The organism is Zongyangia acetica, from assembly GCF_038739695.1.
GTDB lineage: Bacteria > Bacillota > Clostridia > Oscillospirales > Ruminococcaceae > Zongyangia > Zongyangia gallinarum.
The window spans coordinates 31,967-55,730 of sequence record NZ_JBBEWN010000001.1; the positions used below are offsets into that span (position 1 = coordinate 31,967).

Below are 23,764 nucleotides of genomic sequence, written 5' to 3' on the forward strand. Positions count from 1 at the left end.
AAAATAGGGTATCCGCGTTTATAAACCACCGAATGATCCAAAATTCTGCCAAAAGGAGCGATACCCATGCCCAGCATCTATCTAAGCCCTTCCACCCAGGAGTGGAACCCCTATGTCACCGGAGGCACAGAGGAGTATTACATGAATTTGGTGGCCGATGCCATGGAACCCTATCTGCGTGCCAGCGGCATCGCCTTCACCCGCAACACCCCAGACATGACCGCCGCCTCCTCTATCCGAGCCTCCAACGCCGGCAACTACGATCTGCATGTGGCGCTGCATTCCAACGCCGCCCCTGCCGCTAACGCAGGAAATGTCCGGGGCGCGGAAGTCTACTATGCGCCGGGCAGCGTCTACGGCAAAAAGGCCGCCGAAATTATCGCCAAGAATTTAAAAGCCATCTATCCCCTGCCTGACCGGGTCCGGGCTTTGACCACAACCAGCTTAGGCGAGGTGACCAAAACCAAGGCCCCGGCTGTGCTCATCGAATTTGCCTATCACGACAATGTGGAGGACGCCAATTGGATTAAAAATAACATCAATGCCATCGCCCGGAATGTGGTCCTCTCTCTGACAGAATACTTTGGCCTCCCCTTTATCGCCCCTGGGCCCGTCCGCCAGGGCACTGTTTCGGTGGGTCAGGGATCCCTCAACATCCGTTCCCGTCCCACCACCTCTTCCCAGGTGGTGGCCCACGCCTATAACGGCAATCCCATCACTGTCTACGGCCGCTGGAAGGACTGGTACAGTGTTAATTATAACGGGGTTACCGGTTTCGCCAACGCAAACTATGTGAAAGTATAGGAAAAGCAGCCTTCCCGAAAAAGGAAGGCTGCTTTTCATTGCTGCTTTTCGTATTTTGCAATGCGCAGGTCCTGCCGAAACCACCCTTTCCAGCGGCTGACAGAGAGTTTTTTTCTGAGCGAATCACTTGGCAAAGATGCTTTTGAGCCATTTGATGTCCTCCGGCGTCAGACAGCCGGTGACGCACAGCAAAATCAGGTACAAAAAGGCGGAAGACGCGATGAGGAAGATGGGCGCATCCAAAGACGGCATAAGCTGGATGCCCAAAGCCGGCAAAGCTACAGCCAAGCCGATGCACAAAGCGGGCTTTAAGATGGTATCCGCGAGATTGACCCGGAAGCTCGTTACCTTGATGAGCCTGTGAAGGCTCAGGGCAAAGTTGATAATCTCGCTCATGTAAAGGACAAAGACATAGCCCTGAATTCCCGAAACCGGCAGGAGAAACCAGACCAGAATCAGGGTCCCGGTGGAGTCGATAATATTATAGCGCATGGAACTTCGCTGCTCATCCAGTCCCTTGAGCATGGCGTCCACCGCGTGATCAAAGTACATGATGGGGATGATCAGGGCAAACAGCCGGATATAATCGGCATAAAGGCCGATTTCATCGCTGCTGGAGATCAGCTCTCCCACCTGGGTGGAAAAGCAGAACATGATGCCTGCTACTCCCATGGAGAAAAGCAGGGTCATCTGGGACATACGGGTCACCATGTAGTTAATCCGGATATTGTCCTTGAGGTTGTCGGCTACGGCAAAGCATTCGGCCAGCTCCGGGACGATCAGGTCGCAAAAAGAGAATAAAAAGGCGGAGGGAAACAGGATCACCGGCAGCACAATCCCGTGGATGGCGCCGAAGGCCGCATAGGCTTCGCTCTCCGAGACGCCGAACTTCCGCAGCTGGATGGGAACCAACAGATTTTTCACCGTCAGGATGCCGGAGCGCAGATTGGCGCTCATGGCCACCGGCAAAGCGATGCCGAACATCCGGCGGGTGATGCCCTGGGATGCCCGATCACACTTTTTATACCTTCTGGCGTCCATCTGGTACATAATAAAGGAGAAGAGGAAGGAGAAAATTTCCGAGATGACGCCAGCCCAGACCATGCACAGACAGGTCTGCTCCAGCCCGCCGGGGGAGAGCACCGTCAAGCCCACAATGGTGAGGAAAATCTTGACAAACTGCTCGGCAATGCGGATGGAAGCGTTTTTCACCACCCGCCGCACCGCAGTGAAATAGCCGGAAAGCACCGAGGACATGGCAATACAGGGCAGGCTGATGGCCAGGGTTTTCAGCGGCAGGACGGTCTGATCGTTTTGGAGCATCTGCAGCCCAATGGCGGGCGCCAGCTGATAGAGCAAAACCGCCGTCACCGTGCCAAAACTAATACTGTAGAGAAGGCATTTGCGCAGGATTTTTTTGAGGTTTGGATGTGCGCTTCTCCCCATCTCCTCTGCCACCAGCCGGGTAGTGGCCAGATTGATGCCTCCTGTCGCCAAGGTGATGGAAAAGCCGTACACCGACATAATCAGCTGAAAGACGCCCATCATCTCATTGCCGATTTTATTCCCCAAATAGACATTAAACCAGACGCTAATGCTGCTCATCAGCAGCGATGTAATGGTTAGAATCAGGCCGTTGAGCAAAAAAGCCCGGAGTCTTTTCATATATTTCACCGTATCTCCTTATTTTCCTTGTAGAAATATATGAAAAGCTGTCAGCCGTTATGAAGCAAAGAGGGCAGGCTCCCAAAAAATCTGAGCCTGCCCTCTCTATTTTATTCTTCTCCCTGGGCCAGCGGGCCCGCTTTGGAAAAGGCGTCTACAATTTCCTGCTGGGTCACTGTGCGCTGGGGTTCAAAGTTGCCGTCAGCCAGCGCAAACACACCGTTATCCACCATAATCTGGACGATGTTCTGGTTTTCACACTCCTCCAAATCCTGGATGGGCGTTGCGTCCTTCCCCTCAAAGTCCCCCATGAGGAAAATCGCCTGGGCCAGCTCCTCCCGGGTCACCGGATCCTCCGGACGAAAATATTCCTTTTCCCCGTCCTTCTCCCAGTCCAAATAGCCAGAAACCACGACCGTTTCTATGGCGTCAAAATCCGGGTCGGTCCACTCCACATCTTCAAAGAGCCCATAGGTATGGCCCTTATGCTCCTGCTGATAGTACCGTGAGGAGGTCACATAGATGGGCAGATGGGCTGCTTTGACCATAATGTTGGCCAGATCCCGCCGGGTAGCGGGCTGATCTGTCTCATAATCTTCCAGGCTATCCATCACCTCGGGATAGAGATACCGCGCCAGCTCCCGCACCCCTTTATAAAAGCGGAAGGTAGGGGAGGAAATGATCTTCTCATTGATTAGGTAAACTCGGCCATCCTTCACCGCCTTGATGGTGTCAAATCCCGGGCGGATGGAGATGCTATGGACCGTTCCCCCTGCGTTCATGGCGCCGCTCTGGGAGACATAAACGTCGATTTCATCCGCCAAGGAGAGGATGCGCTCCTCTCCGAAGGGGGCGATGGAGCTGCCCTCCTTCACAGGCTCTACATCCTGGGCCACATTCTCCCCGCCTGCCAGGGCGATGGCGTGAGCCGGCATGGAATCCGGGGTAATGGTGCGCAAATTCACCTCGGTGGACTCAAAAAACACCTTCTGCTTCTGGGTGACAGTGGAGGTCAGCTGGGTAATCTCGTCCAAGTTTTGATGAAATTCCTCCAGCTTCTCCTTGGCCGTCTCCTCTTCCCCTACCAAGGCGCCCAAATGGGTGATATATTCATCGAACAGGTCAAAACTTTCGGGATAAAGGGAAACTACCGTGATTCCCGCATTCTCAATCGCTTTGACAAAATCAGGGGCTTTGTTCGTAATAAAGGGGCGGATCAGCACCAGATCCGGCTGGGCGGCGATGACCTTTTCCGGATCCGACTCATAATCGTAAACGTCCAGAAACGCCGCTTCCGGAGGATAAACAGAGGTATCATTGACACCGATGACCTTTTCTCCCGCACCTAGGGAAAACAGGTTTTCTGTATGGGCGCTGTAAAGGGAGATGATCCTCTCACAGGGCTGATCCAGCCGGATCTCCCGCCCCTCGTCATCGGTAAAGCTGATGGCCGCCGCCCCGCCCTGCTGGGAAGCGGAGGTCTGGGAGGTTTCCCCTGATGTTTGATCTGTGCCGCAGCTTGTCAGAACTCCAAAGGACAAAACCGCCGCTAAGAGCACTGCCAAACCCTTTTTGAAAAGATGTCTCATAAGTTCTCCTATCTGCTGTTAGAATACAAAATTATTCCTCATCGATGGCCTGCTGGACGTGGCTGACATAGATTTCCCTGATTTCAGGATATTCACCCAGACCCTTGAGGACAATATCCACCTCATAGCCCGCCTTTTTAAACTCCATCTTCCAGGAACCCTCTTCATCGCTGGCCATGTCGTTGGTGGCGTGATCTCCCGCCACGATCATCAGCGGCGCCAAGATTACCTTTTTTGCCCCCAGCGCCTCTACCTGCTTTTGCACCTGCTCCAGTCCCGGATAGGATTCCACTGTGCCCACAATATACTGGCTGTTGCCCTGATCCTTAAGCGTATAGTCCAAAGCGGCATAGGCGGCGTTGGCAAAATGTTCCGTACCATGGCCCATGAGGACTACCGCCTCATCATCCTCACTTGTGGGGACATTTTTCACCAACGCCTGCGCCACCAACTGGTAATCCTCAGCGGAGTTAAGCAGCGGCGTGCCGAATTTAAGGGTCTCAAAATTGCCGGCAAAGGCGCTGACCTCCGCCACCATGTCGTCGTATTCCAGCCCATTCATCACATGGGTGGGCTGGCAGATAACGGTGCCAAAACCGTCGTCCACAAGGCGCTCCATAGCCCCGGTCACATTGTCGATTTCCAGGCCGTCCCGCTCACCGAGCTTATCGATGATGGTCTGGCTGGTGAAAGCCCGCCGCACTTCATAGTCAGGGAAAGCGTCGGCAATTTCCTGCTCGATGGCACCGATGGTCTTTTCCCTGGTATCGTTATAGCTGGTGCCGAAGCTGACCACCAAAATCGCCTTTTTATCCGGGTCACCCTTTTGTACCGCCTCGCTGCTCCCATTTTCCTGGGAGGAAGAACTGCTACTATCTCCCGCCGCATTACTGGTGGATTCGTCTTGGCTCCCGCATCCTGCAAATAGCACGAGGCACACAAGCAGGCTCATCAAAATCAGTGCTAACTTTTTCATTGTTCTTTCCTTTCTTGTCATGGGGCTTTCATCTATAAAATAAAGAAGCCCTTTCCCGGATACACTTCGGCTTGTACATCAAATACCTGTTGGAAAAACGATTCCGTCATCACTTCCACCGGCTTTCCCTGGGCCACCAGATGGCCCTCCCGCAGCGCCAGTACCCGGTCGCTATAGCGGTAAGCCAGATTGAGGTCATGATGGATGCCGATCACCGTCAAGCCTTCTGTCCGTACCAAGTTTTTAATCAGCGCCATCATCTGCATCTTGACGCTGATATCCATGTCGGACATGGCCTCATCCATCAAAAGAAGCCTGGGGCGCTGCGCCAATGCCCGGGCCAGCGCCACCCGCTGCATCTCTCCCCCAGACAGCTGGGTCACCAGCTTCTCCGCAAAGGGGAGGGTGCCGGTGCGCTCCATGATTTCTGTCACCTGCCGCAGGGATTGGTCGTCCATCCGCTCAAATCGGGCCCTGTGGGGATGCAGCCCCAAAAGGACCATTTCCATGCAGGTGTAAGGGAAACTGATGCCCTCATTCTGATGGATGACCGCCAAATGACGCGCTCTGCCCCGGATATCCATTTCATAGATATCCCGCCCCTTGTAGTAGGCATTTCCCTCTTGGGCCCGGCGGTTGCCGCACAGGATCTCAAAGAGGGTGCTTTTTCCGCTGCCGTTAGGCCCGATAAGAGACACATACTGCCCGGACTCCACCGAAAAGCTAATGTCCCAAAGCACCTGCCGTTCCCCATAGGAGAAGCTGATCTCTTGGGCCCGCAGCAGCTCTTTTTCCGTCTGCGTCATCAGAACACCCCCTGTCCGCCCCGCCGTTTGATAAAGACATAGATAAAAAACGGGCCGCCGATGAGGGTGGTGAGAACTCCCACCGGCACCTCACTGACCGAGAGAAGCCGGGTGGCATTATCCGCGACCGAAAGCAGCAACCCTCCCAATAGCCCTGAAAGGGGCAGCAGAAGGCGGTTATCCGACGTCAGCCAGAAGCGGAGCATATGGGGCACCACCAACCCGACAAAGCCGATAATGCCGCTGACTGCGACACAGGCCGCCGTAATACAGGAGCCTAAAATGAGGTAGAGCAGCCGGATCCGGCCGGTGTTGACCCCCAAATTCCGGGCACTCTTATCACCCAGCACCATCACATTAAGATCCCCGGCAAACCCAAAGGCAATGAGGCTTCCCAACAGCACCACCGGCGCTACAATGGCCACATCTCCCCATTCCCGGGAGGCAAGGCTCCCCATGAGCCAGAAAACGATGGCGCTGACATCCTCGCCGGCCACCATCTTCATAAAGCTCAGCCCGGAAGAGAGGATAGCGCTGACAATGATTCCGGCGATAATGAGGTTGGAAGAAGCGATCCCTCCCCCTTTCTTGGAGATGAGGATGACCACCACAAGGGTGAGAAAAGCAAAAAGAAAAGCCATGGCTGTGGTGGAAACAACAATGCCCGCGGTAAGGGCCAGCAGAATGGCCAGAGACGCTCCAAAAGCCGCCCCGGTGGAGACGCCCAGCGTGTAGGGGTCGGCCAAAGGATTGCGCAGCAGGGACTGAAAAATCACCCCCGCCACCGAAAGACCCATGCCCACCAGAATACCGCATAAGATCCTGGGCAGCCGGATTTCCCAGACAACGGCTACCTCGTTGGCTCCATGAACTGCCAGACGTCCGGCATCTCCTGTAATTTTCCCCAAGAGGATGTCCCAGGTCTCAGCAAATCCCAGGTTCATGGCTCCCATCCCTACAAATGCCACCAAAAGCAGCAAAATAGCCGCCAGAAGCAGGGCGCCGATCACAAGACAGCGCCGTCTTTTTGTCCGATAGCTCCGGATGCTGTCCTCCTCCAAGCCGCCGGGCTTTTGGTTTGTCTGATTCTTTTTCATGCAAATAACCCCGCTCGCTGTGTCTTAATTTCCCCACAAAGCCATCTCCCCCATGCGCCGGCATCCCAAGGCTTTTTGCAATAAAAAAGCCCTGCTTCCATGAAAAGCAGGACACCAGAAGATAAGCCTATCCAAGGGGGCAGGCTTTGATTTTAAAAACTGGCAGGCTCTTTTTCACCGAAAGATTCTTCCAAACAAACAAAAGCCGGTCTTCTGACTTCTGTCCAGAGCCTGCGCCTTCCCAGAGATTACTCCAGTGGCATCATAGCGGACCCCGATGGCGGACAGTTACAGCAGCGGCGACTGTGCGGGACTTACACCCGACTTCCCATTCGCTTTTGTCGTTTTTCCTATGAAATTATCGATGTATGTCTACATCATAGCATGTTTATATGAAACTTACAAGAAAAATCCTCTATCTTTTTCCCATGCCATAGAGCAGGGCATTGACGATGGCGGCGGCTACATTGCTGCCGCCCTTTCTGCCCCGGGCCACAATAAAGGGGACATCCGCCTGCATAATTAATTCTTTGGCGTAGACCACGTTGACAAAGCCTACCGGCACGCCGATGACAAGCTCCGGCCGGATACGTTCCTCCTGGATATGCTCATACAGGCGGATGAGGGCTGTGGGCGCGTTGCCGATGGCGAAAATCAGCGGCTTTTGAAGGGAAAGGGCCTTATCCATACTGGCGACGGCGCGGGTCGTTCCCTGCTCCTTGGCGGCCTTTGCCACATCCTCATCAGACATAAAACAGTGAACCTGTCCGCCCAGGTCCCCTAAGCGCTGTTTATTGATGCCAGCTTTGGCCATCTGGGTGTCGGTGACAATGTCCGCGCCCCGTTGCAGGGCCGCTCTTGCCTTTTCTACCGCCGATGGAGAAAAACAAAGGGTATCCGCGTAGTCAAAATCTGCCGTGGTGTGAATCACCCGTTTGATGACATCGGCGTTTGCGTCATCCAACCATCTGTCTCCCAGCTCCTGGGCGATGATCTCCATGCTGCGCCGCTCGATGTCCTGCGGCAGCACATGCTCCATTTCTAAATTCATTCTTCTATCCCCTTTTCCAGGATATCATAGATGCACTTCATATCCAAATTCTCGCGGATCGCATCGGCCAGCAGGTCATACTGCTGTTCCCGATAAGCCGCTGTGTCCATGACCGTTGTCTCTGCCGGCAGTCCTTTTCTGCGGCAGAGGGCTCCCACAAAAGCGCTGGCCACCTCTGTCCGGTCAAAGAAGCCATGGAGATAGGTGCCATAAACCGATCCGGAAGAACAGCCGTCGGTTTTCTCCGCCTTTTCCCCGTTGCATCTCTCAATCCGGCACAGAGCCCGAAGCCACGGCACCTCACTTTGGCCTATGTGAATTTCATAGCCCTCCACCGGGCAGCCGCTCAACGCCTCTAGAGGGCCATGCACCCGCAGCAAACGGCCCTGCACCTGGGTGCGTACCTTTTCTCTTCCAAAGACGGTGGTCATGGGGAGCAGGCCCATGCCGTACATCTGCCCGCCATATTCCACCTCGTGGGGATCGCTTAGGGTTTGTCCCAGCATCTGATAGCCGCCACAAATGCCAAACACAATTCCTCCCCTCTGAGCGAATTTTTTCACAGCCGCCTCCAAGCCGTTCTGCCGCATCCAGAGGAGATCCTCCATGGTGTTTTTGGTGCCTGGGAGGATCACAGCGTCGGGATTACCCAGCTGCTGTACCTTGTCTATATAGCGCACCTGTACACCGTGGATACGCTCTAAGGAGCCGAAATCGGTAAAGTTGGAGATCCGGGGCAGGCGGATCACCACAATGTCGATGAGCCCCTGCTCCTTGTTCTCCAGCCGCTGGGAGAGGCTGTCCTCGTCGTCAATATCCAGATGCAGATAGGGCAGCACCCCTACAACCGGGCGATGGATCAAATCCTCCAGCATTACAAGACCGGGCTTTAAAATCTCCTTATCCCCCCGGAATTTGTTGATGATAACGCCTTTGACAAGCTTCTTTTCCTCCGGCTCCAACAGCTGCATGGTGCCCACCAGGGAGGCGAAAACGCCGCCCCGGTCGATGTCGCCCACCAACAGCACCGGCGCTTTGGCCATTTTGGCCATCCCCATATTGACAATGTCGTCGGCTTTCAGGTTAATTTCCGCTGGACTTCCAGCCCCTTCCAGGACAAGGATGTCATATTCCCTTTCTAAGGCGTGATAGGCCTGTAAAATGGCGGGTATCATCTCTTTCTTACGCTGGTAGTATTCCGCCGCCGTCATGTTGCCCACCGGCTTGCCTCCTACAATTACCTGAGAACCCATCTCCCCGGTGGGCTTGAGAAGGATGGGATTCATCAGCACCGACGGCTCTATTCCCGCCGCCTGGGCCTGCATCACCTGGGCTCTTCCCATTTCCAGCCCCTCCGCAGTGATAAAGGAATTGAGGGCCATGTTTTGAGACTTAAAGGGCGCCACCCGGTATCCTGCCTGATGAAACACACGGCAAAGCCCCGCCGCCACCAGGCTTTTTCCGGCATTGGACATGGTTCCTTGGATCATAATCGCTTTCGCCACTCGTTCATTCCCCTTTCCTTTGCTCTGTCACAAGCTCTACAGCCCTTTTTCCCGAGAGCAGCCCTAAGTTTCCTTTGACCCCCATTTTTCGCAGGAAAAAGGGCTGTGGGTGAGACCTATGCTCCCCTGTGGCAGCCATGGTACTGTGGTCCGAACAGACCAGCAGCGGCAGTTCTTCTCGCAGGAGGAGGGGACTAACTACCTGCTTCCCTACCCGGCGGAGAAATTTTTCCTTTTCCTCCCGGTTTCTCCGGTGGGAGGCCTCGTCCGCTCCGTTGAGATGGAGCAGAACAAAATCATACGCTTCAGACAGCCGGGCTGCCATACCGGCTTTTTCCGCCAGGTCGGTGTCTACATCCCCTGTGGCGTGGCTTGGGACAAACAGATCCATTTGCATCGCCTTTGCCAGCCCCTGCACCACATCGGTGCGACAAACAGCCGCCCCTTTTAAGCCGTGGAGGGAAGAAAATCGAGGAAGGCTGGGAGCGCCCGCTCCATCCCAGGGGAGGACCGCCGCATGGCCCAGAGGGGCCAGCGCCTTTTGGCTTTTGGCTCCGCAAACGGCGAGACGCTCCGCCAGTCCCCCTCCTCTGGGCAACAGGGCGGACAGCGGCTCTCCCAAATGTGCGTGGGGGCGATAGGTACGGATGTTCTTCAGCTCCCGCGGATCCGCTTTCACAATCGCCAGAGCCCGGTAATCCTCCAAGGGGAAAAACTGCATCCCAGCCTCTCGGAAAATCGGTGCTGCCATAGTAAAAGCCCGCCTTTTCTCCGCTGCCGTCAGCCCTTCCCCGCAGGAAGAGGCAAGGCGTCCCTCCCCATCCAGCGTTACCAGGTTGCAGCGGAAAGCCGCTTCTCCCTGCGAGAGAGGGATGTCTCGGGCGGCTGCCTCCAGCGCCCCACGGCCCTGGGGGATACGGGAAGATGAAACTCCCAGCAGGGTCAAAACGCAGGGAAGGGTGTCCACAGAAAAGCCCTGAGGGCAGGTGCAAAAGGCGCCGTAAGCCCCCCGCTTTCCCATCTGGACAAGCTCCGGCGGATAAAAAGAGGGAATATCCCCCATGCCGTCTACAATGACCATGACCGCGCCCAAGATATCCCCTCCTTTTCTCTAGTTTTGCGCCTGTTCTTTCAGCGCCGCCAGCAGCATCTGGTTTTCCCGGGGCGAGCGTACCGCCACCCGGTAATAGCTTTCATCCAAGCCCGGATAATTGCCGCATCCACGGATCAAAATGCCTTTCTCCTCCAGTCGGGCTTTGAGATTTCCCTGTCCCGGAGCTCTAAAGAAGACGAAATTGGCTTTGGAGCCATAGACCTGCCATCCAAGGGAGGCAATTCCCTCTTTTAAGCTCTTTCTCTGGGTACGGATAAGCTCTTTTGTCCGGATCAGATAATCCTTTTCCTCCAGAGCAGCCAGACCCGCCGCCTGGGCCGGGATGCTGACGCTCCACGGCTGGGCGCATCGCTCCATAGCCCGGCATATCTTCTCCCCGCACAGGGCGTATCCCAGCCGCAGTCCAGCCATGGCATAAATCTTGGTAAAGGCCTTGAGAATGAGAAGATTGGGGTACTGGGCAAGCTGTCCCACCTGGGTGTAAATTTCAGGTTCCTCCAAGAAATCGCAGAAGCACTCATCCAGCACCACAAAAATATCCTGTTCCCGGCACCTTCGGAGAATCTTTTCCAACAGGGAAGGCTCGATGACCTCCCCAGTGGGATTATTGGGGTTGCAGAGAAAGAGAAGGTCGATGCCGGCGGTCAGCTTGGGAAGAATCTCCGCGGTGAGGGAAAAGCCATCCTGCTCCCGCAAAAAATGGCAGGATGTTTCACACCCTACGACAGCCAGCGCTTGGGCGTACTCGGCAAAAGAAGGGGCCAGAAGCAATGCCCGCCGGGGATGCAATGCCAGCACAGCCCGGAAAATCAGATCCGCCGCTCCGTTGCCGCAGATCACCTGAGAGGAGAATACCCCTTCTTTTTCACTGATGGCGGATGTCAGAGTCCGGCACAGGGGGTCAGGATAATGTTCACATTCCTCGATTGCTTTCTTTGCCGCCGCCACTGCCGAAACCGGCATCCCCAAGGGGTTAATATTGGCGGAAAAGTCTAAGATCTCCCCTGAAAATCGCTCTCTGGCCGAATAGATATCCCCGCCGTGGATCATCGTTTTCATTAAAATCCTCCTGTAGCCAAGATCAGCAGCGCCTTGGCCCCGCCCAAAAACAGCAGGGAAAGAATCGCTGTCGTTAGCATCAGCCTGTTGGCCCGCCGGATATCCTGGGTCTCCACAGGCCGCAGGGGATCCCCGATGGTGGGCTTTCTGACCAGGACGCCAAAATAGGAAGCGTCCCCCGCCAGCTGCACCCCAAGCGCACCGGCACACACCGATTCCGTTTGGGCGCTGTTGGGGCTTTTATGCTGGAAGCGGTCCCTTCTCCAAATTTTCCATCCGTCTTTGGCCGAGTAGCCGGGCAGTACCGCCGCTATTATCATCAAAAGAGCCGACAGCCGGGATGGGATAAAGTTGACAATATCGTCCAGTTTGGCCGCCGCCCGGCCAAAGTCCTCGTACCGCTCATTTCTGTAGCCCACCATCGAATCCATCGTGTTGGCCGCTTTGTAGAAAAATCCCAGGACACCGCCCCCGATAGCCATGTAAAACAGAGGCGCCACCACCCCGTCAGAGGTGTTTTCTGCCACCGTCTCTACCGCCGCCTTTGCCACCTGCTCCCGGCTGAGCTTCTGGGTATCCCGCCCCACGATCATAGAAACTTTCTCTCTGGCCAGAGAAAGGTCGTCTTGGCAAAGGGCGTCATACACCTTCATACTCTCGTCCCGCAGACTTCTGGCGGCCAAAAGCTGATAGCACATCACCGTCTCCACCGCCAGGCGTAAAAAGGGAGAAATCCGCTGGCACAGGAGGAGAATGACCAGAGGGGCCGCAGTAAAAATAAGCAGCACCAGTATGACCATAACCCTGCCGGAGCTTCTTCTGCCCTGGGGTGTATCCGGAAACCGAGGTCGGAGGGCCTTTTCCAGGCCCGAGATCGCCCTTCCCATCAACCGCACCGGGTGAGGCAGCCAGTGGGGGTCGCCAAAGATCAAGTCCAACAAAAAGCCCAAACACAGGGCGTAGAGGGAAATCACCATGGCCTTTCCTCCCCGATTTTTTCTACAATCCGGCAGCCTTCTGCCACCAGCCCTCCCCGGCCAAGCTCCACCAGATAACCGCCGCAGTTTTCCACCTGCCAGTGGTAATAATCCTGTCTCGGCTGTCCAAACCCGGAGAGGATGGCCATGATGGTGCCGCCGTGAACCACAAATGCCGCTCGCTCAATCCCCCTTGTCTGAAGCGTCTCCACCGCTCTGGAAAAAGCCCTGCGGCAGCGGGCGCAAAAGTCTTCCCTGCTCTCCCCGCCGGGAAAGGGCAGAGCCCCTCCAGAGGAAAGCCATCTCTGATATCGAGGATTTTCTTTGAGTTCTTCGTAGTTTTTATACTCAAACTCCCCGAAATCGCATTCCCGGAAGTCATTTTCTACCCGCTGATTCTGCCCCGGAAAGACAAGAGAGGCTGTCTCGCGGCAGCGGAGGAGGGGACTTGTCCAAACCTCCTGTACGCCGCTTTTTCCCAGCCTGACTCCAAGCCCCTGTGCCAACAGCCTGCCTTGCTCGCACAAAGGCTCGTCAGTGCGCCCGATATATCGTCTTTCCAGATTGCCTTGGGTCATCCCATGGCGCAAAAAATAGATGTTCAACGCTTCTCCTCCTTGAGGGTGGTGGCAATGCCACAGTATACCCGCTGTACCTGCCGGGCCTGCTGGGCCAGCTTACAGCAAATCCGTCCGGTTTCCTCCCGCCACTGGCGCTGGAAAGGTTCTATGGGCACAATTCCGCAGCCAACTTCATCGCAGAGGATGACCATATCCGGATTGCTCTCCATAGCTTCCACAAGTGCCGGCCACGGATCCCGTCCTGCTTCCAGCTCCCGGCGCACCCACCGGTGAAGCCCGTCAAAAATCCGGCAGCGGCAGATATCCTGAAGGGAGCAGTCTCCCCCATCCACTACATCCTCTTCCCCGCAGCCGACAAGCTGAAGGGCATAAGCCCGCTTTCCCTGGCCCCTGCCTCCCACAATCAGACGCATTCCACTTCCTCCTTCAGAGCTTTTGGGCGATGATCACCGCCGCTAATATCACAATTTCGCAAAGCTGCAAAAAATAGCCTGCAAGGTCCCCGGTAATGCCGCCAAACTGACGGCGGCTCATCACAAAATAATAAAGAAAGCATCCGCCGCTGCCGAGTAGTGCCAATGCGCCTGTTAAGGGATCCAGCAAAAGCATGCCGGCAGCGCAGAGAACGATCAGGCAGAGCATCACCGCCGCCACCCTTTTCTTCTGGGCGCTTTGGGAAAACGCCGCCAGCAATCCCCGACTCGCGCAGGGGAAGGTGACCACCGAAAGCCCGCTGAGGCACCGGGACAGGACAAATCCCAAAGCCATGACGCCAAGCTGGGGAAAACACATCTCCATCTCGCTCCACAGCCCTAGGGAGAGGAGCAGGTAGGCGCCGCAGCCCATGAGGGCAAAGGCCCCCGCATGGGAGTCTTTGAGGATTTCCAGCTTCTTTTCTCGAGGCTGGTGGGAACCTAAGGCGTCACAGGTATCGCAAAAGCCGTCGAGGTGGATGCCCCCTGTGACGAGAAGGGGCAGCACTGTGGCCACTGCGCCAAAAAGCAGAGGACCGATGCCTACCAGGTTCCGAAGCTGTGCCCATCCCAAAAGCAGCGCCCCGATAATGAGTCCGATGAGAGGGAAAAAGCACATGGCGTAGCGCATATTTCTCTGGCTCCACTGAACCTGGGGCATGGGGATGGCGCTGTAGGTGGAAAATGCCACCACCAAACAGTCCCAAAGATTCTTCACCGTTTCTCCCCTCCCTTGTGGATGATGGGGATACCGCAGACGACCTCTGCCACCTGATCGGCCCGCCGGGCCAGCCAGGCATGGACCTGGGACATCACCCGCAGATAGGCTTCGGTACCCTCATCATAGTCGATTCCGTCAGAAAAGACATCGTTTGTGACCACTATAACCTCTTTTGCCTGGCGGCAAAGGTTTTCCACCCCAGATGTGATGGCCTCTGCCGCCAGATTCCCCGCGCCCTGGGGGGAGTAGAGCTCATTGGCCGCCAGATTCCCCACGCACTCTAACAGCGCCCCGCACCCTGCTGGAAGGCGAAGTTTTGCCAGCGAGGTAAAGCACTCTATAGTTTCAAAACCTTTTCCCGCCCGCTGGGCCCGGTGGCGCAGGATCCGCTGTTGGCTTTCCTCCCCTGTGGGCAGCATGGTGGCGATGTAAATTTTTCTTTCGCAGCCGCAGTTTTGAAGCAGCTCCTCCCCATACTGAGATTTTCCGCTTCCGGCGCCGCCAATGATCATGGTCAGCATAGTTTCCTCCTACTCGGATAAAGGCTGATAAGCCTCCACCGCAATGTCCTCAAAGGTGCTCATCCCCTCATACACGGCCAGGGCCATATCCAGGATGGGCAGAGCCGCCACAGCGCCGGTTCCCTCTCCCAAGCACATGTTCGCGGTAAGGAAGGGGAAAAGCCCCAGTTCTTCCAGTACCAGATGGGCCGCCGGTTCCTTGGAGACATGGGAGGCCAGCATATAGCCGGCGGCGTCCGGGCAAAGCTTCGCCGCCGCAAGGGCGGCCACCCCAGAAATAAATCCGTCGATAAGCACGGGGATACGGCAGGCCGCTCCCCCTAAGAATACGCCGCAAAGTCCTGCCAGATCCAGCCCTCCTACCTTAGCAAGAACATCCAGAGGGTCGCTGGGATCGGGATGGTTGAGGGCGATAGCCCGGCGAATTGTATCCTTTTTTCTACGCAGCCCCTGGTCGGAAAGCCCTGCTCCCCGGCCGGTCATCTCTTCTACAGGGCGTTGCAGCAGCACCGATGCCACTGCGGCGCTGGTAGTGGTGTTGCCGATTCCCATCTCTCCTGTGGCCAGGATGCGGTAGCCATCTGCACCGCATTCCTTTGCCAATCGGATACCGGTCTCGACAGCTTGTGCCGCCTGGGCTCTCGTCATGGCAGGGCCTTGGGTCATGTTATGGGTCCCCGCCATCACCTTGGCCTGGATGAGTCCCTGGCCCTCCACCGGCCGGCTGACACCGATATCTACAGGAAACACCTGAGCGCCTGCCGCTTTGGCCATCTTGCAGACACTGGTCTGGCCGGTACACATATTCTCGGTGACGATGGCCGTCACCGAGCTATCCGTCTGGGTGACCCCTTCTTCCACTACGCCGTTGTCCCCGCACATGACGATGACGCCACGCTTTTGAAGCTCGATCCGGGCGCTGCCCGTCATGCCGGCGATCTTCACTACGGCGTCTTCCAAAAGCCCTAAACTGTGCAGTGGCTTTGCAATACTATCCCACCGACGCCTGGCCGCTGACATGGCCTTTTCATCCAAGGGTGTAATCTGTTTCAGGGTCTGTTCTAACATCATATCTTGCTCCTCTTTTCAAATGCAGCGCATCTTTTCAAAAAGCGTCGGGCTGTATCCGGATTTCCGCCTAGGTGGATGTGGGGAAACCCGGCAAACAGGGTGTCGGAGACGTGAATACACTCCCAGCTTGCCTGCCGGGATGCCTTATAGGCCGTACAGCCCCGGCCATTATCAGTGCTGTCATAGTAGTGAAACTCATGCGCCGGAAGGGATTCTCCCTTCCCCAGCAGCAGGCTGTCCTCATGGGAAACCAAAGTCTGATAGCCAAACCGCCGCAGCCGTCCCGTGGGAAAGCCTCGGCCGGGGAGAACCCCCGCCATAGGATATTCCTCCCCGTCCTCTCCGGTCAGCGACTCTCCCAGATAGAGAAAGCCTCCGCACTCGGCAATACAGGGCATGCCATTTTCTATCGCATGGCGGATGCTTTCCCGCATAGAGGCGTTTTGAGAAAGCTTCTGGGCATAAAGCTCCGGATATCCCCCGCCTAGGATGAACCCGCTGATTCCCTGGGGCAGGGCTTTATCCTCCAGGGGAGAAAAGGGGACCAATTTCGCCCCCATCCGAGCCAGGCAATCCAAGGCGTCTTCATAGTAAAAGCAAAAGGCCCTGTCCCTTGCCACCCCAATGGAGACCGGCGCCGCCAACGCTTGGGGGATTTCCTCCCAGCAAAGGGGCGGGGCCTGGGCCGCCAGTTGCAGGATGGCTTTTACATCCACCGTCTGGGAAAGAGCTTCGCCCAGGCAAACCAGCTTTTCCCGCAGGTTCTCCACCTCGTCGGCGGTGACAAGGCCCAGGTGCCGGCTCTCGAGGGCACAGTCCGCAAGCTTTGGCAGATAGCCCAAAACCGCCACACCGGTCTCCCTTTCCACCTCGTCCTTGAGCTGGGGATACAGCGCTGGGGACAGGCGGTTCAAGATCACTCCTACGATGCCGCTGTCCTCCCGAAATCTTGCAAAGCCCGACACCAGGGCCGCCACCGAAAGGGACATCCCCTTGCAGTCAACGAGCAGGATCACCGGGGTTTTCGTCACACGGGCCACCTCATAGCTGCTGGAGCGGGTAGTAAGCCCTATGCCGTCATAATAGCCCATGACGCCTTCCAGCACAGCGACGTCGGTTTCCCCTCCATTTTCTCCCAGGCACCGTTTTACCCCTGCTTTCCCCAGGAGAAACAGGTCCAGATTGCCCGAGGTTGCGCCGATGACCTTGCGGTGAAACATGGGATCAATGTAATCGGGCCCGCATTTGAAGGAGGAGACAGAAAGTCCCCGGGACAAAAGAACCTGCAGCAGTCCACAGGTTAGGGTGGTCTTTCCTGACCCGCTGGAAGCCGCCGCGATCATGATTCTAGGAATCCGTTTGACCTGCATCGTCCTGCCTCCTTTCATGGATGAGCCAGGCCCTGGGCTGTGATGACAAACACGGGGTTCTGCCCCATCATCATGTGAGAATTTCCCGCCTTTTTGGCCTTACTAACGCCTATCTGCACAATCTCCGCCTCATCAAAGGGAAGCTCTGCCAAAGCTTTTAGAGCTTTGCCCACCGTCTCTAAGGTGATGGCGGTCAAAACCACCCTGACCTCAGGATTTTTCTCCTGTAAAAGGATCAGGATTTCTTTCAGATTGCCGCCGCTGCCTCCGATAAAAGCCTTGTCAGGGGTGGGCAGCCCGCTGAGCGCCTGGGGCGCTGTCCCCTCCACAGCTTTGAGGTTCCATGTCCCCGACTTTTCCCGGTTTTGCCGAATGAGGGAGATGCCCTCCGGATTTTTCTCCACCGCGTAGACAAACCCCATGGGCGCCGCCATAGCGCATTCCACGGCCACCGAACCGGTGCCGGCGCCGATATCGTAGACAATATCTCCGGGCGCTATCCGCAGCTTGGACAGGCAGATACTGCGCACCTCTGACTTTGTCATGGGCACGCTGCCCCGGAGGAAAAACTCATCCGGCAGCCCTGGCACAGTTTTGACCGGCTTTGTGCCCTCCCACTGGGCCAGTAAGACCGCCAAAGGGTCAAACTCCCGGTCAGCCAGCTCCTGGGCCCTGCCTGCTGTTATCCTTTCCTCGGGATAGGAAAGCCGCTCTCCCACCCAAATTTTGCACTGGCCCAGTTTCCAATTCACAAGTTCCCGACAGATATCCTGTGCCCTCCAGCGGCCGCCGGTGAGAAAAAGCACTCTTTCATGGCAGAGCACCTCCCCCACCGGATTTGCCTGCCTTCCGTGGGCGCTGACCAGATGCACATCCTGCCAGGGAAGCCCCAATTTGCCGCAGAAATAGACGGGGCTGCTGATGCCGCACAAAGAGATGAGCGCATACTCTTCTCCCATCCGTTTGCGCAGGGCATCTGCACCGCTGTAAAAACCGATATCCCCCGAAAAAACCACCGAAACCGGGTCGAACTGCGGGTTCTCCGCTATGGCAGCACACACCTCGTCGGTAAGGGCAGCCCTTATTTTCGGCGCTGTGAAGCCTTCCAAGGAATCGATCAGCCGCTTTGCCCCAATGATGCACTGGCTGTGCTCCAAAGCCATACGGGCTTCCGTAGTCATATTCTCAGGGCGGCCCATTCCTATGCCGATGAGATAAATACGGCGTTTCATCTTGCTTCCTCCCCGATCCATTTTCTTTCCTCCAGCACCGCCATCAGCTCATCCCAACTGAGCCCCCGCTCCCGCGAGGGACGGCCGATGACCACAGTTTGTGCTCCCGTTTGCCGGGCCGCTTCCATTTTTTCAGGGAAGCCCCCGGCTTTGCCCGAGCGCTTGGTCACCAAAATACGAATATCCCAGCTTTTCATCACCGCGGCGTTGAGCTCTGTGGAAAAGGGGCCCTGCATCAGAAAAAGATGGCTGGGCTCCAGATTCGCCTCCCGGGCGGACGCCAGCGCTTCTGCGCTTGGCAGCGCGCGCAGATAAAGCCGCTGGCGGGGAATCTTTGCAAAGGCCGGCAGCTCTTTGGTTCCAGTGGTCAGCAGGATATTGCCTTGGGTTTCTTCCAGATGCCGGGCTGCCTCTTCAGCCGTTGCCACCTCCAAAGAGCCGGGCATCTCCACATCCTCGCGGAGCAGCCGCAGACAGGGGGTCTCTGTCTTTTGGCAGGCGTTTTGAATCCTTCGGGATACCTCGACAGCATAGGGATGGGTCGCGTCAATGACACAGAAAAAATCATTCTCTCCCAGAAGGGTTATCATCTCCTCTTCACACAGCCGTCCGGCAAGAATCCGGGTACAGGGGACATCCCGTAGCAGCTCCCGCCCATAGCCGGTGGCCACACTGACTGTGACCTGTGCTCCACGGCGGCAGAGTTCTTCTGCCAGCCGATGTCCTTCCTCTGTGCCGCCAAACAAGAGTATCCCTGCCATTTCTTAGCCTTCCTTTCCTTCCCGCTGCAAATAACCCCGGGGGGTCACCATCCTGCCCTCCACTACCCGGGTGGTGGAACTGCCCACAAACACGGTGGTGAACATATCGGCCTCGGCGTTTCTCAGCTGCTCCAGGGTCAGGATCTGGGCCCGTTCCCCAGGGCGGCCGATGTTTTGCACCAAACCGCAGACCGTTTCCGGCTTCTGGTAGCGCAAAAGAATATCGCACGCCCTTTGCAGATAGTCAGGCCGCAGATGGCTGGCCGGGTTATAAAGGCAGAGGACAAAATCCGCCTGGGCCGCAAAGGACAGGCGCTTTTCGATTTTTTCCCAGGGGGTGAGCAGATCGCTGAGGCTGATAACGGCAAAGTCCTGGGTCAGCGGCGCTCCCAGCAGAGCGGCGCCGCTGCAAGCCGCCGTAACGCCGGGCACCACCTGGATTTCAATGGGGTCATAGTCCTGGGCCACCTCATAAATCAGCGCCGCCATGCCATACACCCCAGCGTCCCCGCTGGACACCATAACCACATGTTTTCCGGAGAGAGCCGCTTCTACCGCCAGACGGCATCGCTCCTCCTCCCGGCGCATGGGGGTGGTGATGATCTCCTTGCCGGGGAAACGATCTTTGATTAGATTCACATACACGCTGTATCCCGCAATGGCATCGCATTCTTCCAAAGCGTCCATGGCCTCCAGCGTCATCTTTTTTTCACTGCCTGGGCCCATGCCCACTACCGATATTTTCATTGATTTACTCCTCAAAGGTAATTTGAATGTCCCGGATGGCGGCGGCTACCGTAACGCCGTCACAGCTCCGTTTTTGGATGAACAGCCTGCCGCCGCTGCCTTTGACTGCCGCCCGCTCACAGACATTGTCCGCCCCTACCGTCTTCTCAACAAAGGCCGATGGGGTAAAGTCCCCCTTCAGCGCCATGAGTTCGGCGGCGGAAAAGGTGGAAAAGGGGAGATTCCGGCGTCCACAGAACTCTAAAATTCCCCCTTCATCTGCCTTTTGGGCAATGGAGCAGACCTTCTCGACACAAAGCCAGGATATCCCGGCTTCCTCCAATGCCTGGGCCGCCAGCCTTTCGATGGCGGAGGCCGGCGTCCCTCTCCGGCACCCGATCCCCAGAGTCACCGCCCTGGGCACCAAGGTCAAGGTCTGCCCAAAGGGAGCTTCTTCCCTTCGCAGGGTGATATGGATGCCAAGAGGGCCGCTTTTACTCTCCACAAGGCCTGAAGGCAAAGGGGACAAAACCGGAAAATCGCTGCGAAATCCCACCGTTTCTCCCGCCAGCAAAGCTGCCGATACAGCTTTAGCCGCCGAAAGGCTCCCGATGGCCAGTCCCTGGCTTTGGGCCCAGCTATCTACCGAAAAAACACCCCGGAGATCCGTAGCTGTGGTGATGACGGGTATGCCCCCTGTAATCCCGGCCACCTGCCGGGCCAACTGATTGGCGCCGCCTAGATGTCCGCTGAGCAGGGCGATGGAAAAGCGTCCGCTTTCATCCACCGCCACCACCGCTGGATCAGCTGACTTATCTGCTACCCAAGGGGCGATGGCCCGCACCGCGATGCCGCAGGCGCCTATGAAAATAAGCCCTTGGACCTGATGGAACATCTCCCCCGCCCATTGGCTGCAGGGGATATTTACCGGGGAAAGCCGGCTTTCCGGCGGCCTATTTTTCATCTTGAGAAAGCCCTGGCATTCATGGCCGCTTTGGTCAAGGCCTTGGCAAATGCTTTCCCCTAGGGCCGCTCCCCGGGAGGTAAAGGCGATGAGAGACAGCTTCATCGGGCGGCCTCCCGGAATTCATGGCCAAAGGCCGGATCATAGAGCTTGGAACGCTGAAAGTCCTCTTCTAAAAAGCCGCCCACCAGAATCAGCGCTGTCTTGGTGATGCCGTTTTCCTCCGCCATCTGAGGAAGTTGATCCACCCTGCCCCGGATGACCTTTTCATCCGGCCAGGTGGCTTTGTAAACAATGGCCGCCGGCGTGTCCGGAGCATAGCCGCCGGACAAAAGCTCTTGGCGCAGCTGGGGTAATAGTCCTGTACTGAGAAAAACCACCATGGTGGCACCGTGGGCCGCAAAGGAGGCCACACTCTCCCGCTCTGGCACCGGAGTACGTCCGGCCATCCGGGTGATCACCACCGATTGAGAGACGCCGGGCAGGGTATATTCTGCGGGCAGCGCCGCCGCCGCCCCGCAAAAGGAGCTGACCCCCGGCGTCACATCAAAGGGAATCCCCTCCTGGCGCAGCAAAGCCATTTGCTCCCCGATGGCCCCGTAGAGACTGGGGTCTCCCGTGTGCAGACGCACCGTCATTTTTCCCGCCTGTTCCGCCTGACAGATGACGGAAAAGGTCTCCTCCAGGGTCATTCCGGCGCTGTTGTGGATTTCACATCCCTCTTTTACATAAGAGAGCAGGTCGGGATTGACCAGAGAGCCAGCATAGATGACCACATCCGCCTGGGAAAGCAATTGGGCCCCCCGCACAGTGATGAGATCCACAGCGCCGGGCCCTGCTCCTACAAAATGTACCATCTATTCTTCCTCCTTGACAATATATAAAGAAAAATATCCCTGTTCTTCTGGTGTTGTTTCCAGGCTCTGATAGGCCTTTTCTCCCGCCATGCCACAGTTGACTACCAGCCCTGTCCGGGAGCGCAGCCCCCTTTTCCCCAATGCATCCATAACTTCTGCAGCGCAGCTCCCCGCTTTCATCAGCACCTTGGTCCCCGGCAGGGAAAGGGCCTCTTCTGTTCCGTCGTAAGAGGCCGGCAGAATGTGCAATGGCTGGCGGTTTTCGCAGAGCCCCCAGCCCAGCCGGGCCGCAGCCGCGCAGAAGGAGGGGACGCCAGGGATCATCCGAGCTTCATAGCCCATCTTCTCCACCAGCCGGTGAAGATAAAGATAGGTAGAGTAGACAGCAGGATCCCCTAGGGTGAGAAATGCCACATCTTGGCCCAAATCCAGCTTTCTGGCAATTTGATCAGCAGCTTCCCGCCAGCTCTCCAGCAGCGTATCCTGGTCCCGGGTCATCGGCATAGAGAGCAATAGTTTTTCCTTTTTTTCCAGTGCTGGCACCGCCTCTTTGGCAATTTCATAGGCGGTACATTCCCCCCGTCCCGACTGGGGCAAAGCAATCACCGGACAGCGCTCCACCGTCCTGACCGCCTTGACTGTCATAAGTTCCGGATCTCCCGGCCCTGCGCCCACACCATAAAGGATGCCTTTTGTCATCTCTGCGTGCCCTCCATCTGCGATAATAGCTGATCGGCGCCTTTGGTCTTCCCCAAAACACCGAACCTATTTGAAAACATCACTGCTTCCACCTGCATCTTTTCCCCGGCCCGTGCCGAAAGGTGCAGGCTCATCCTTTCCATGACGCTTGCCATGGTCTTTTCCATGAGACCCGCTTGGCGCAGTATCTCCACCGCTTGATCTGTAGTCGTGCATTCCATCAGTTTTGCCGCTGTCCCGGTGCCCCCGCCACACAGGGCCCCATGGGCGGTCAGGATTTCCAGACGGCCATCAGCCACATGGGAATGGGTATTCATGATGCCGCCCGCCACCTTGATGAGCTTTCCTATGTGCCCGATGAGCAGTAGATTTCGAAATCCCATCTGGGCAGCCAGGTCCAGCGCCTCCCCGATAAAATTGCTGCACTTGATTACCCGGGCATCGTCAATTTTTGTATGGCCTTCGATAAAATCCACCCCATAGTTGCCAGGGGTCAACACAATGCTCTGATAGCCTGCCGCCCGGGACATAGAAAGCTCCGCTTCGATTGTGGCAACAAGGGCGCTGTCGCTCATCGGCTCCACAATGCCGCTGGTGCCGAGAATGGAGATGCCTCCGACAATGCCCAGTCTAGGATTATAGGTGCGCTTTGCCACCGCCTCCCCCTGGGGCGCCCATATCTCCACCCGGATGCCGCCGTCATAGCCCGCCGCGGCACATTCCTGTCTGACAGATTCCGCAATCATCCTCCGAGGCACTGGATTGATAGCCGGCTTCCCCACTGGACAAGCAAGTCCCGGGCGGGTGACCCGGCCAATACCTTTGCCCCCATCAATCAAAACATCCGGTTTCTCTAGCCTGACGGCGGTAGCGAAGATCAGCATCCCGTGGGTGGCGTCTATATCATCCCCGCCGTCCTTGCGCACGGCGCAGGAAGCCTGCTCCGGCGTTCTACTGGCCTCCTCAATCTCCAGATAAAGAAGGATGCCTTTGGGCGTTTCCAGCTTGACCTGGCGGACCTCTTCCCCTGTGAGCAGCATGCGGACGGCAGCTTTAGCCGCTGCCGCAGCGCAGGAGCCGGTAGTATAGCCGCAGCGCAGTTTTTTTTGATTTTTATAGATGTAATGGTCCACTTTTGCCACGGC

24 protein-coding genes and 1 riboswitch are annotated in these 23,764 nt (G+C 56.7%); of the genes, 1 reads left to right on the forward strand and 23 read right to left on the reverse strand.

Annotation, left to right across the window (positions count from 1 at the left end):
- The first annotated feature begins 66 nt into the window (after positions 1-66).
- Positions 67-804, forward strand: a complete 738-nt coding sequence (locus tag WGC32_RS00155; RefSeq protein WP_342680259.1) for an N-acetylmuramoyl-L-alanine amidase — start codon at positions 67-69, stop codon at positions 802-804.
- 123 nt (positions 805-927) lie between these two features.
- Here the strand turns inward: WGC32_RS00155 and WGC32_RS00160 are convergent, their stop codons facing one another.
- From WGC32_RS00160 to cbiD, 23 genes are all read right to left on the reverse strand, one after another.
- Positions 928-2,469: an MATE family efflux transporter gene (locus tag WGC32_RS00160; protein ID WP_342680260.1), complete on the reverse strand. Its 1,542-nt coding sequence runs from the start codon at positions 2,467-2,469 to the stop codon at positions 928-930.
- A 110-nt stretch (positions 2,470-2,579) separates the two neighbouring features.
- The gene (locus tag WGC32_RS00165; RefSeq protein ID WP_342680261.1) at positions 2,580-4,058 is read right to left on the reverse strand and encodes an ABC transporter substrate-binding protein; all 1,479 of its coding nucleotides are present in this window, start codon (positions 4,056-4,058) and stop codon (positions 2,580-2,582) included.
- Between the two features lie 31 nt (positions 4,059-4,089).
- Complete coding sequence (locus WGC32_RS00170) at positions 4,090-5,034, reverse strand: sirohydrochlorin cobaltochelatase (protein WP_342680262.1); 945 nt, start codon at positions 5,032-5,034, stop codon at positions 4,090-4,092.
- A gap of 32 nt (positions 5,035-5,066) precedes the next feature.
- Positions 5,067-5,840, reverse strand: a complete 774-nt coding sequence (locus tag WGC32_RS00175) for an ABC transporter ATP-binding protein (protein WP_342680263.1) — start codon at positions 5,838-5,840, stop codon at positions 5,067-5,069.
- On the reverse strand, positions 5,840-6,937 hold the full coding sequence (locus tag WGC32_RS00180) for a FecCD family ABC transporter permease (protein WP_342680264.1): 1,098 nt from the start codon (positions 6,935-6,937) through the stop codon (positions 5,840-5,842). Before WGC32_RS00180 ends, WGC32_RS00175 begins: the two co-directional genes overlap by 1 nt.
- Positions 6,938-7,123: 186 nt before the next feature.
- Positions 7,124-7,292: riboswitch (cobalamin riboswitch) on the reverse strand.
- A 60-nt stretch (positions 7,293-7,352) separates the two neighbouring features.
- Positions 7,353-7,988, reverse strand: coding sequence for a precorrin-8X methylmutase (locus WGC32_RS00185; RefSeq protein WP_342680265.1), 636 nt, complete (start codon positions 7,986-7,988; stop codon positions 7,353-7,355).
- A complete protein-coding gene (locus WGC32_RS00190; protein ID WP_342680266.1) occupies positions 7,985-9,493 on the reverse strand; it encodes a cobyric acid synthase in 1,509 nt (502 codons plus the stop codon). Before WGC32_RS00190 ends, WGC32_RS00185 begins: the two co-directional genes overlap by 4 nt.
- Positions 9,494-9,497: 4 nt before the next feature.
- Positions 9,498-10,586 (reverse strand): hypothetical protein, encoded by a 1,089-nt coding sequence (locus WGC32_RS00195; protein WP_342680267.1) that lies wholly within the window; start codon positions 10,584-10,586, stop codon positions 9,498-9,500.
- 18 nt (positions 10,587-10,604) lie between these two features.
- Entirely contained in the window at positions 10,605-11,666 is a 1,062-nt protein-coding gene (cobD, locus tag WGC32_RS00200; protein WP_342680268.1) for a threonine-phosphate decarboxylase CobD, read from the reverse strand.
- Positions 11,666-12,643, reverse strand: coding sequence for an adenosylcobinamide-phosphate synthase CbiB (cbiB, locus tag WGC32_RS00205; RefSeq protein ID WP_342680269.1), 978 nt, complete (start codon positions 12,641-12,643; stop codon positions 11,666-11,668). The genes cobD and cbiB overlap by 1 nt, the downstream gene beginning before the upstream one ends.
- Positions 12,637-13,248 (reverse strand): histidine phosphatase family protein, encoded by a 612-nt coding sequence (locus WGC32_RS00210; protein WP_342680270.1) that lies wholly within the window; start codon positions 13,246-13,248, stop codon positions 12,637-12,639. The genes cbiB and WGC32_RS00210 overlap by 7 nt, the downstream gene beginning before the upstream one ends.
- Positions 13,245-13,637, reverse strand: a complete 393-nt coding sequence (locus tag WGC32_RS00215) for a bifunctional adenosylcobinamide kinase/adenosylcobinamide-phosphate guanylyltransferase (RefSeq protein WP_342680271.1) — start codon at positions 13,635-13,637, stop codon at positions 13,245-13,247. Before WGC32_RS00215 ends, WGC32_RS00210 begins: the two co-directional genes overlap by 4 nt.
- A 13-nt stretch (positions 13,638-13,650) precedes the next feature.
- Positions 13,651-14,415: an adenosylcobinamide-GDP ribazoletransferase gene (locus tag WGC32_RS00220; RefSeq protein ID WP_342680272.1), complete on the reverse strand. Its 765-nt coding sequence runs from the start codon at positions 14,413-14,415 to the stop codon at positions 13,651-13,653.
- Complete coding sequence (locus tag WGC32_RS00225) at positions 14,412-14,939, reverse strand: bifunctional adenosylcobinamide kinase/adenosylcobinamide-phosphate guanylyltransferase (protein ID WP_342680273.1); 528 nt, start codon at positions 14,937-14,939, stop codon at positions 14,412-14,414. Before WGC32_RS00225 ends, WGC32_RS00220 begins: the two co-directional genes overlap by 4 nt.
- Before the next feature lie 9 nt (positions 14,940-14,948).
- Complete coding sequence (gene cobT, locus WGC32_RS00230; protein ID WP_342680274.1) at positions 14,949-16,010, reverse strand: nicotinate-nucleotide--dimethylbenzimidazole phosphoribosyltransferase; 1,062 nt, start codon at positions 16,008-16,010, stop codon at positions 14,949-14,951.
- Positions 16,007-17,380, reverse strand: a complete 1,374-nt coding sequence (locus tag WGC32_RS00235; RefSeq protein ID WP_342680275.1) for a cobyrinate a,c-diamide synthase — start codon at positions 17,378-17,380, stop codon at positions 16,007-16,009. The genes cobT and WGC32_RS00235 overlap by 4 nt, the downstream gene beginning before the upstream one ends.
- A 14-nt stretch (positions 17,381-17,394) precedes the next feature.
- Positions 17,395-18,612 carry a precorrin-6y C5,15-methyltransferase (decarboxylating) subunit CbiE gene (gene cbiE, locus WGC32_RS00240; protein WP_342680276.1) on the reverse strand — a complete coding sequence of 406 codons (1,218 nt, stop codon included), beginning with the start codon at positions 18,610-18,612 and terminating at the stop codon, positions 17,395-17,397.
- Positions 18,609-19,373: a precorrin-6A reductase gene (gene cobK / locus WGC32_RS00245; protein WP_342680277.1), complete on the reverse strand. Its 765-nt coding sequence runs from the start codon at positions 19,371-19,373 to the stop codon at positions 18,609-18,611. Before cobK ends, cbiE begins: the two co-directional genes overlap by 4 nt.
- A gap of 3 nt (positions 19,374-19,376) precedes the next feature.
- On the reverse strand, positions 19,377-20,120 hold the full coding sequence (gene cobJ, locus WGC32_RS00250) for a precorrin-3B C(17)-methyltransferase (RefSeq protein WP_191481782.1): 744 nt from the start codon (positions 20,118-20,120) through the stop codon (positions 19,377-19,379).
- 4 nt (positions 20,121-20,124) lie between these two features.
- The gene (locus WGC32_RS00255; RefSeq protein ID WP_342680278.1) at positions 20,125-21,168 is read right to left on the reverse strand and encodes a cobalt-precorrin 5A hydrolase; all 1,044 of its coding nucleotides are present in this window, start codon (positions 21,166-21,168) and stop codon (positions 20,125-20,127) included.
- Positions 21,165-21,920, reverse strand: coding sequence for a precorrin-4 C(11)-methyltransferase (cobM, locus tag WGC32_RS00260; protein ID WP_191510157.1), 756 nt, complete (start codon positions 21,918-21,920; stop codon positions 21,165-21,167). Before cobM ends, WGC32_RS00255 begins: the two co-directional genes overlap by 4 nt.
- A complete protein-coding gene (cobI, locus tag WGC32_RS00265; RefSeq protein WP_342680279.1) occupies positions 21,921-22,619 on the reverse strand; it encodes a precorrin-2 C(20)-methyltransferase in 699 nt (232 codons plus the stop codon). It lies immediately after the preceding gene.
- Positions 22,616-23,761 carry a cobalt-precorrin-5B (C(1))-methyltransferase CbiD gene (cbiD, locus tag WGC32_RS00270; RefSeq protein WP_342680280.1) on the reverse strand — a complete coding sequence of 382 codons (1,146 nt, stop codon included), beginning with the start codon at positions 23,759-23,761 and terminating at the stop codon, positions 22,616-22,618. Before cbiD ends, cobI begins: the two co-directional genes overlap by 4 nt.
- Between the last annotated feature and the right edge of the window lie 3 nt (positions 23,762-23,764).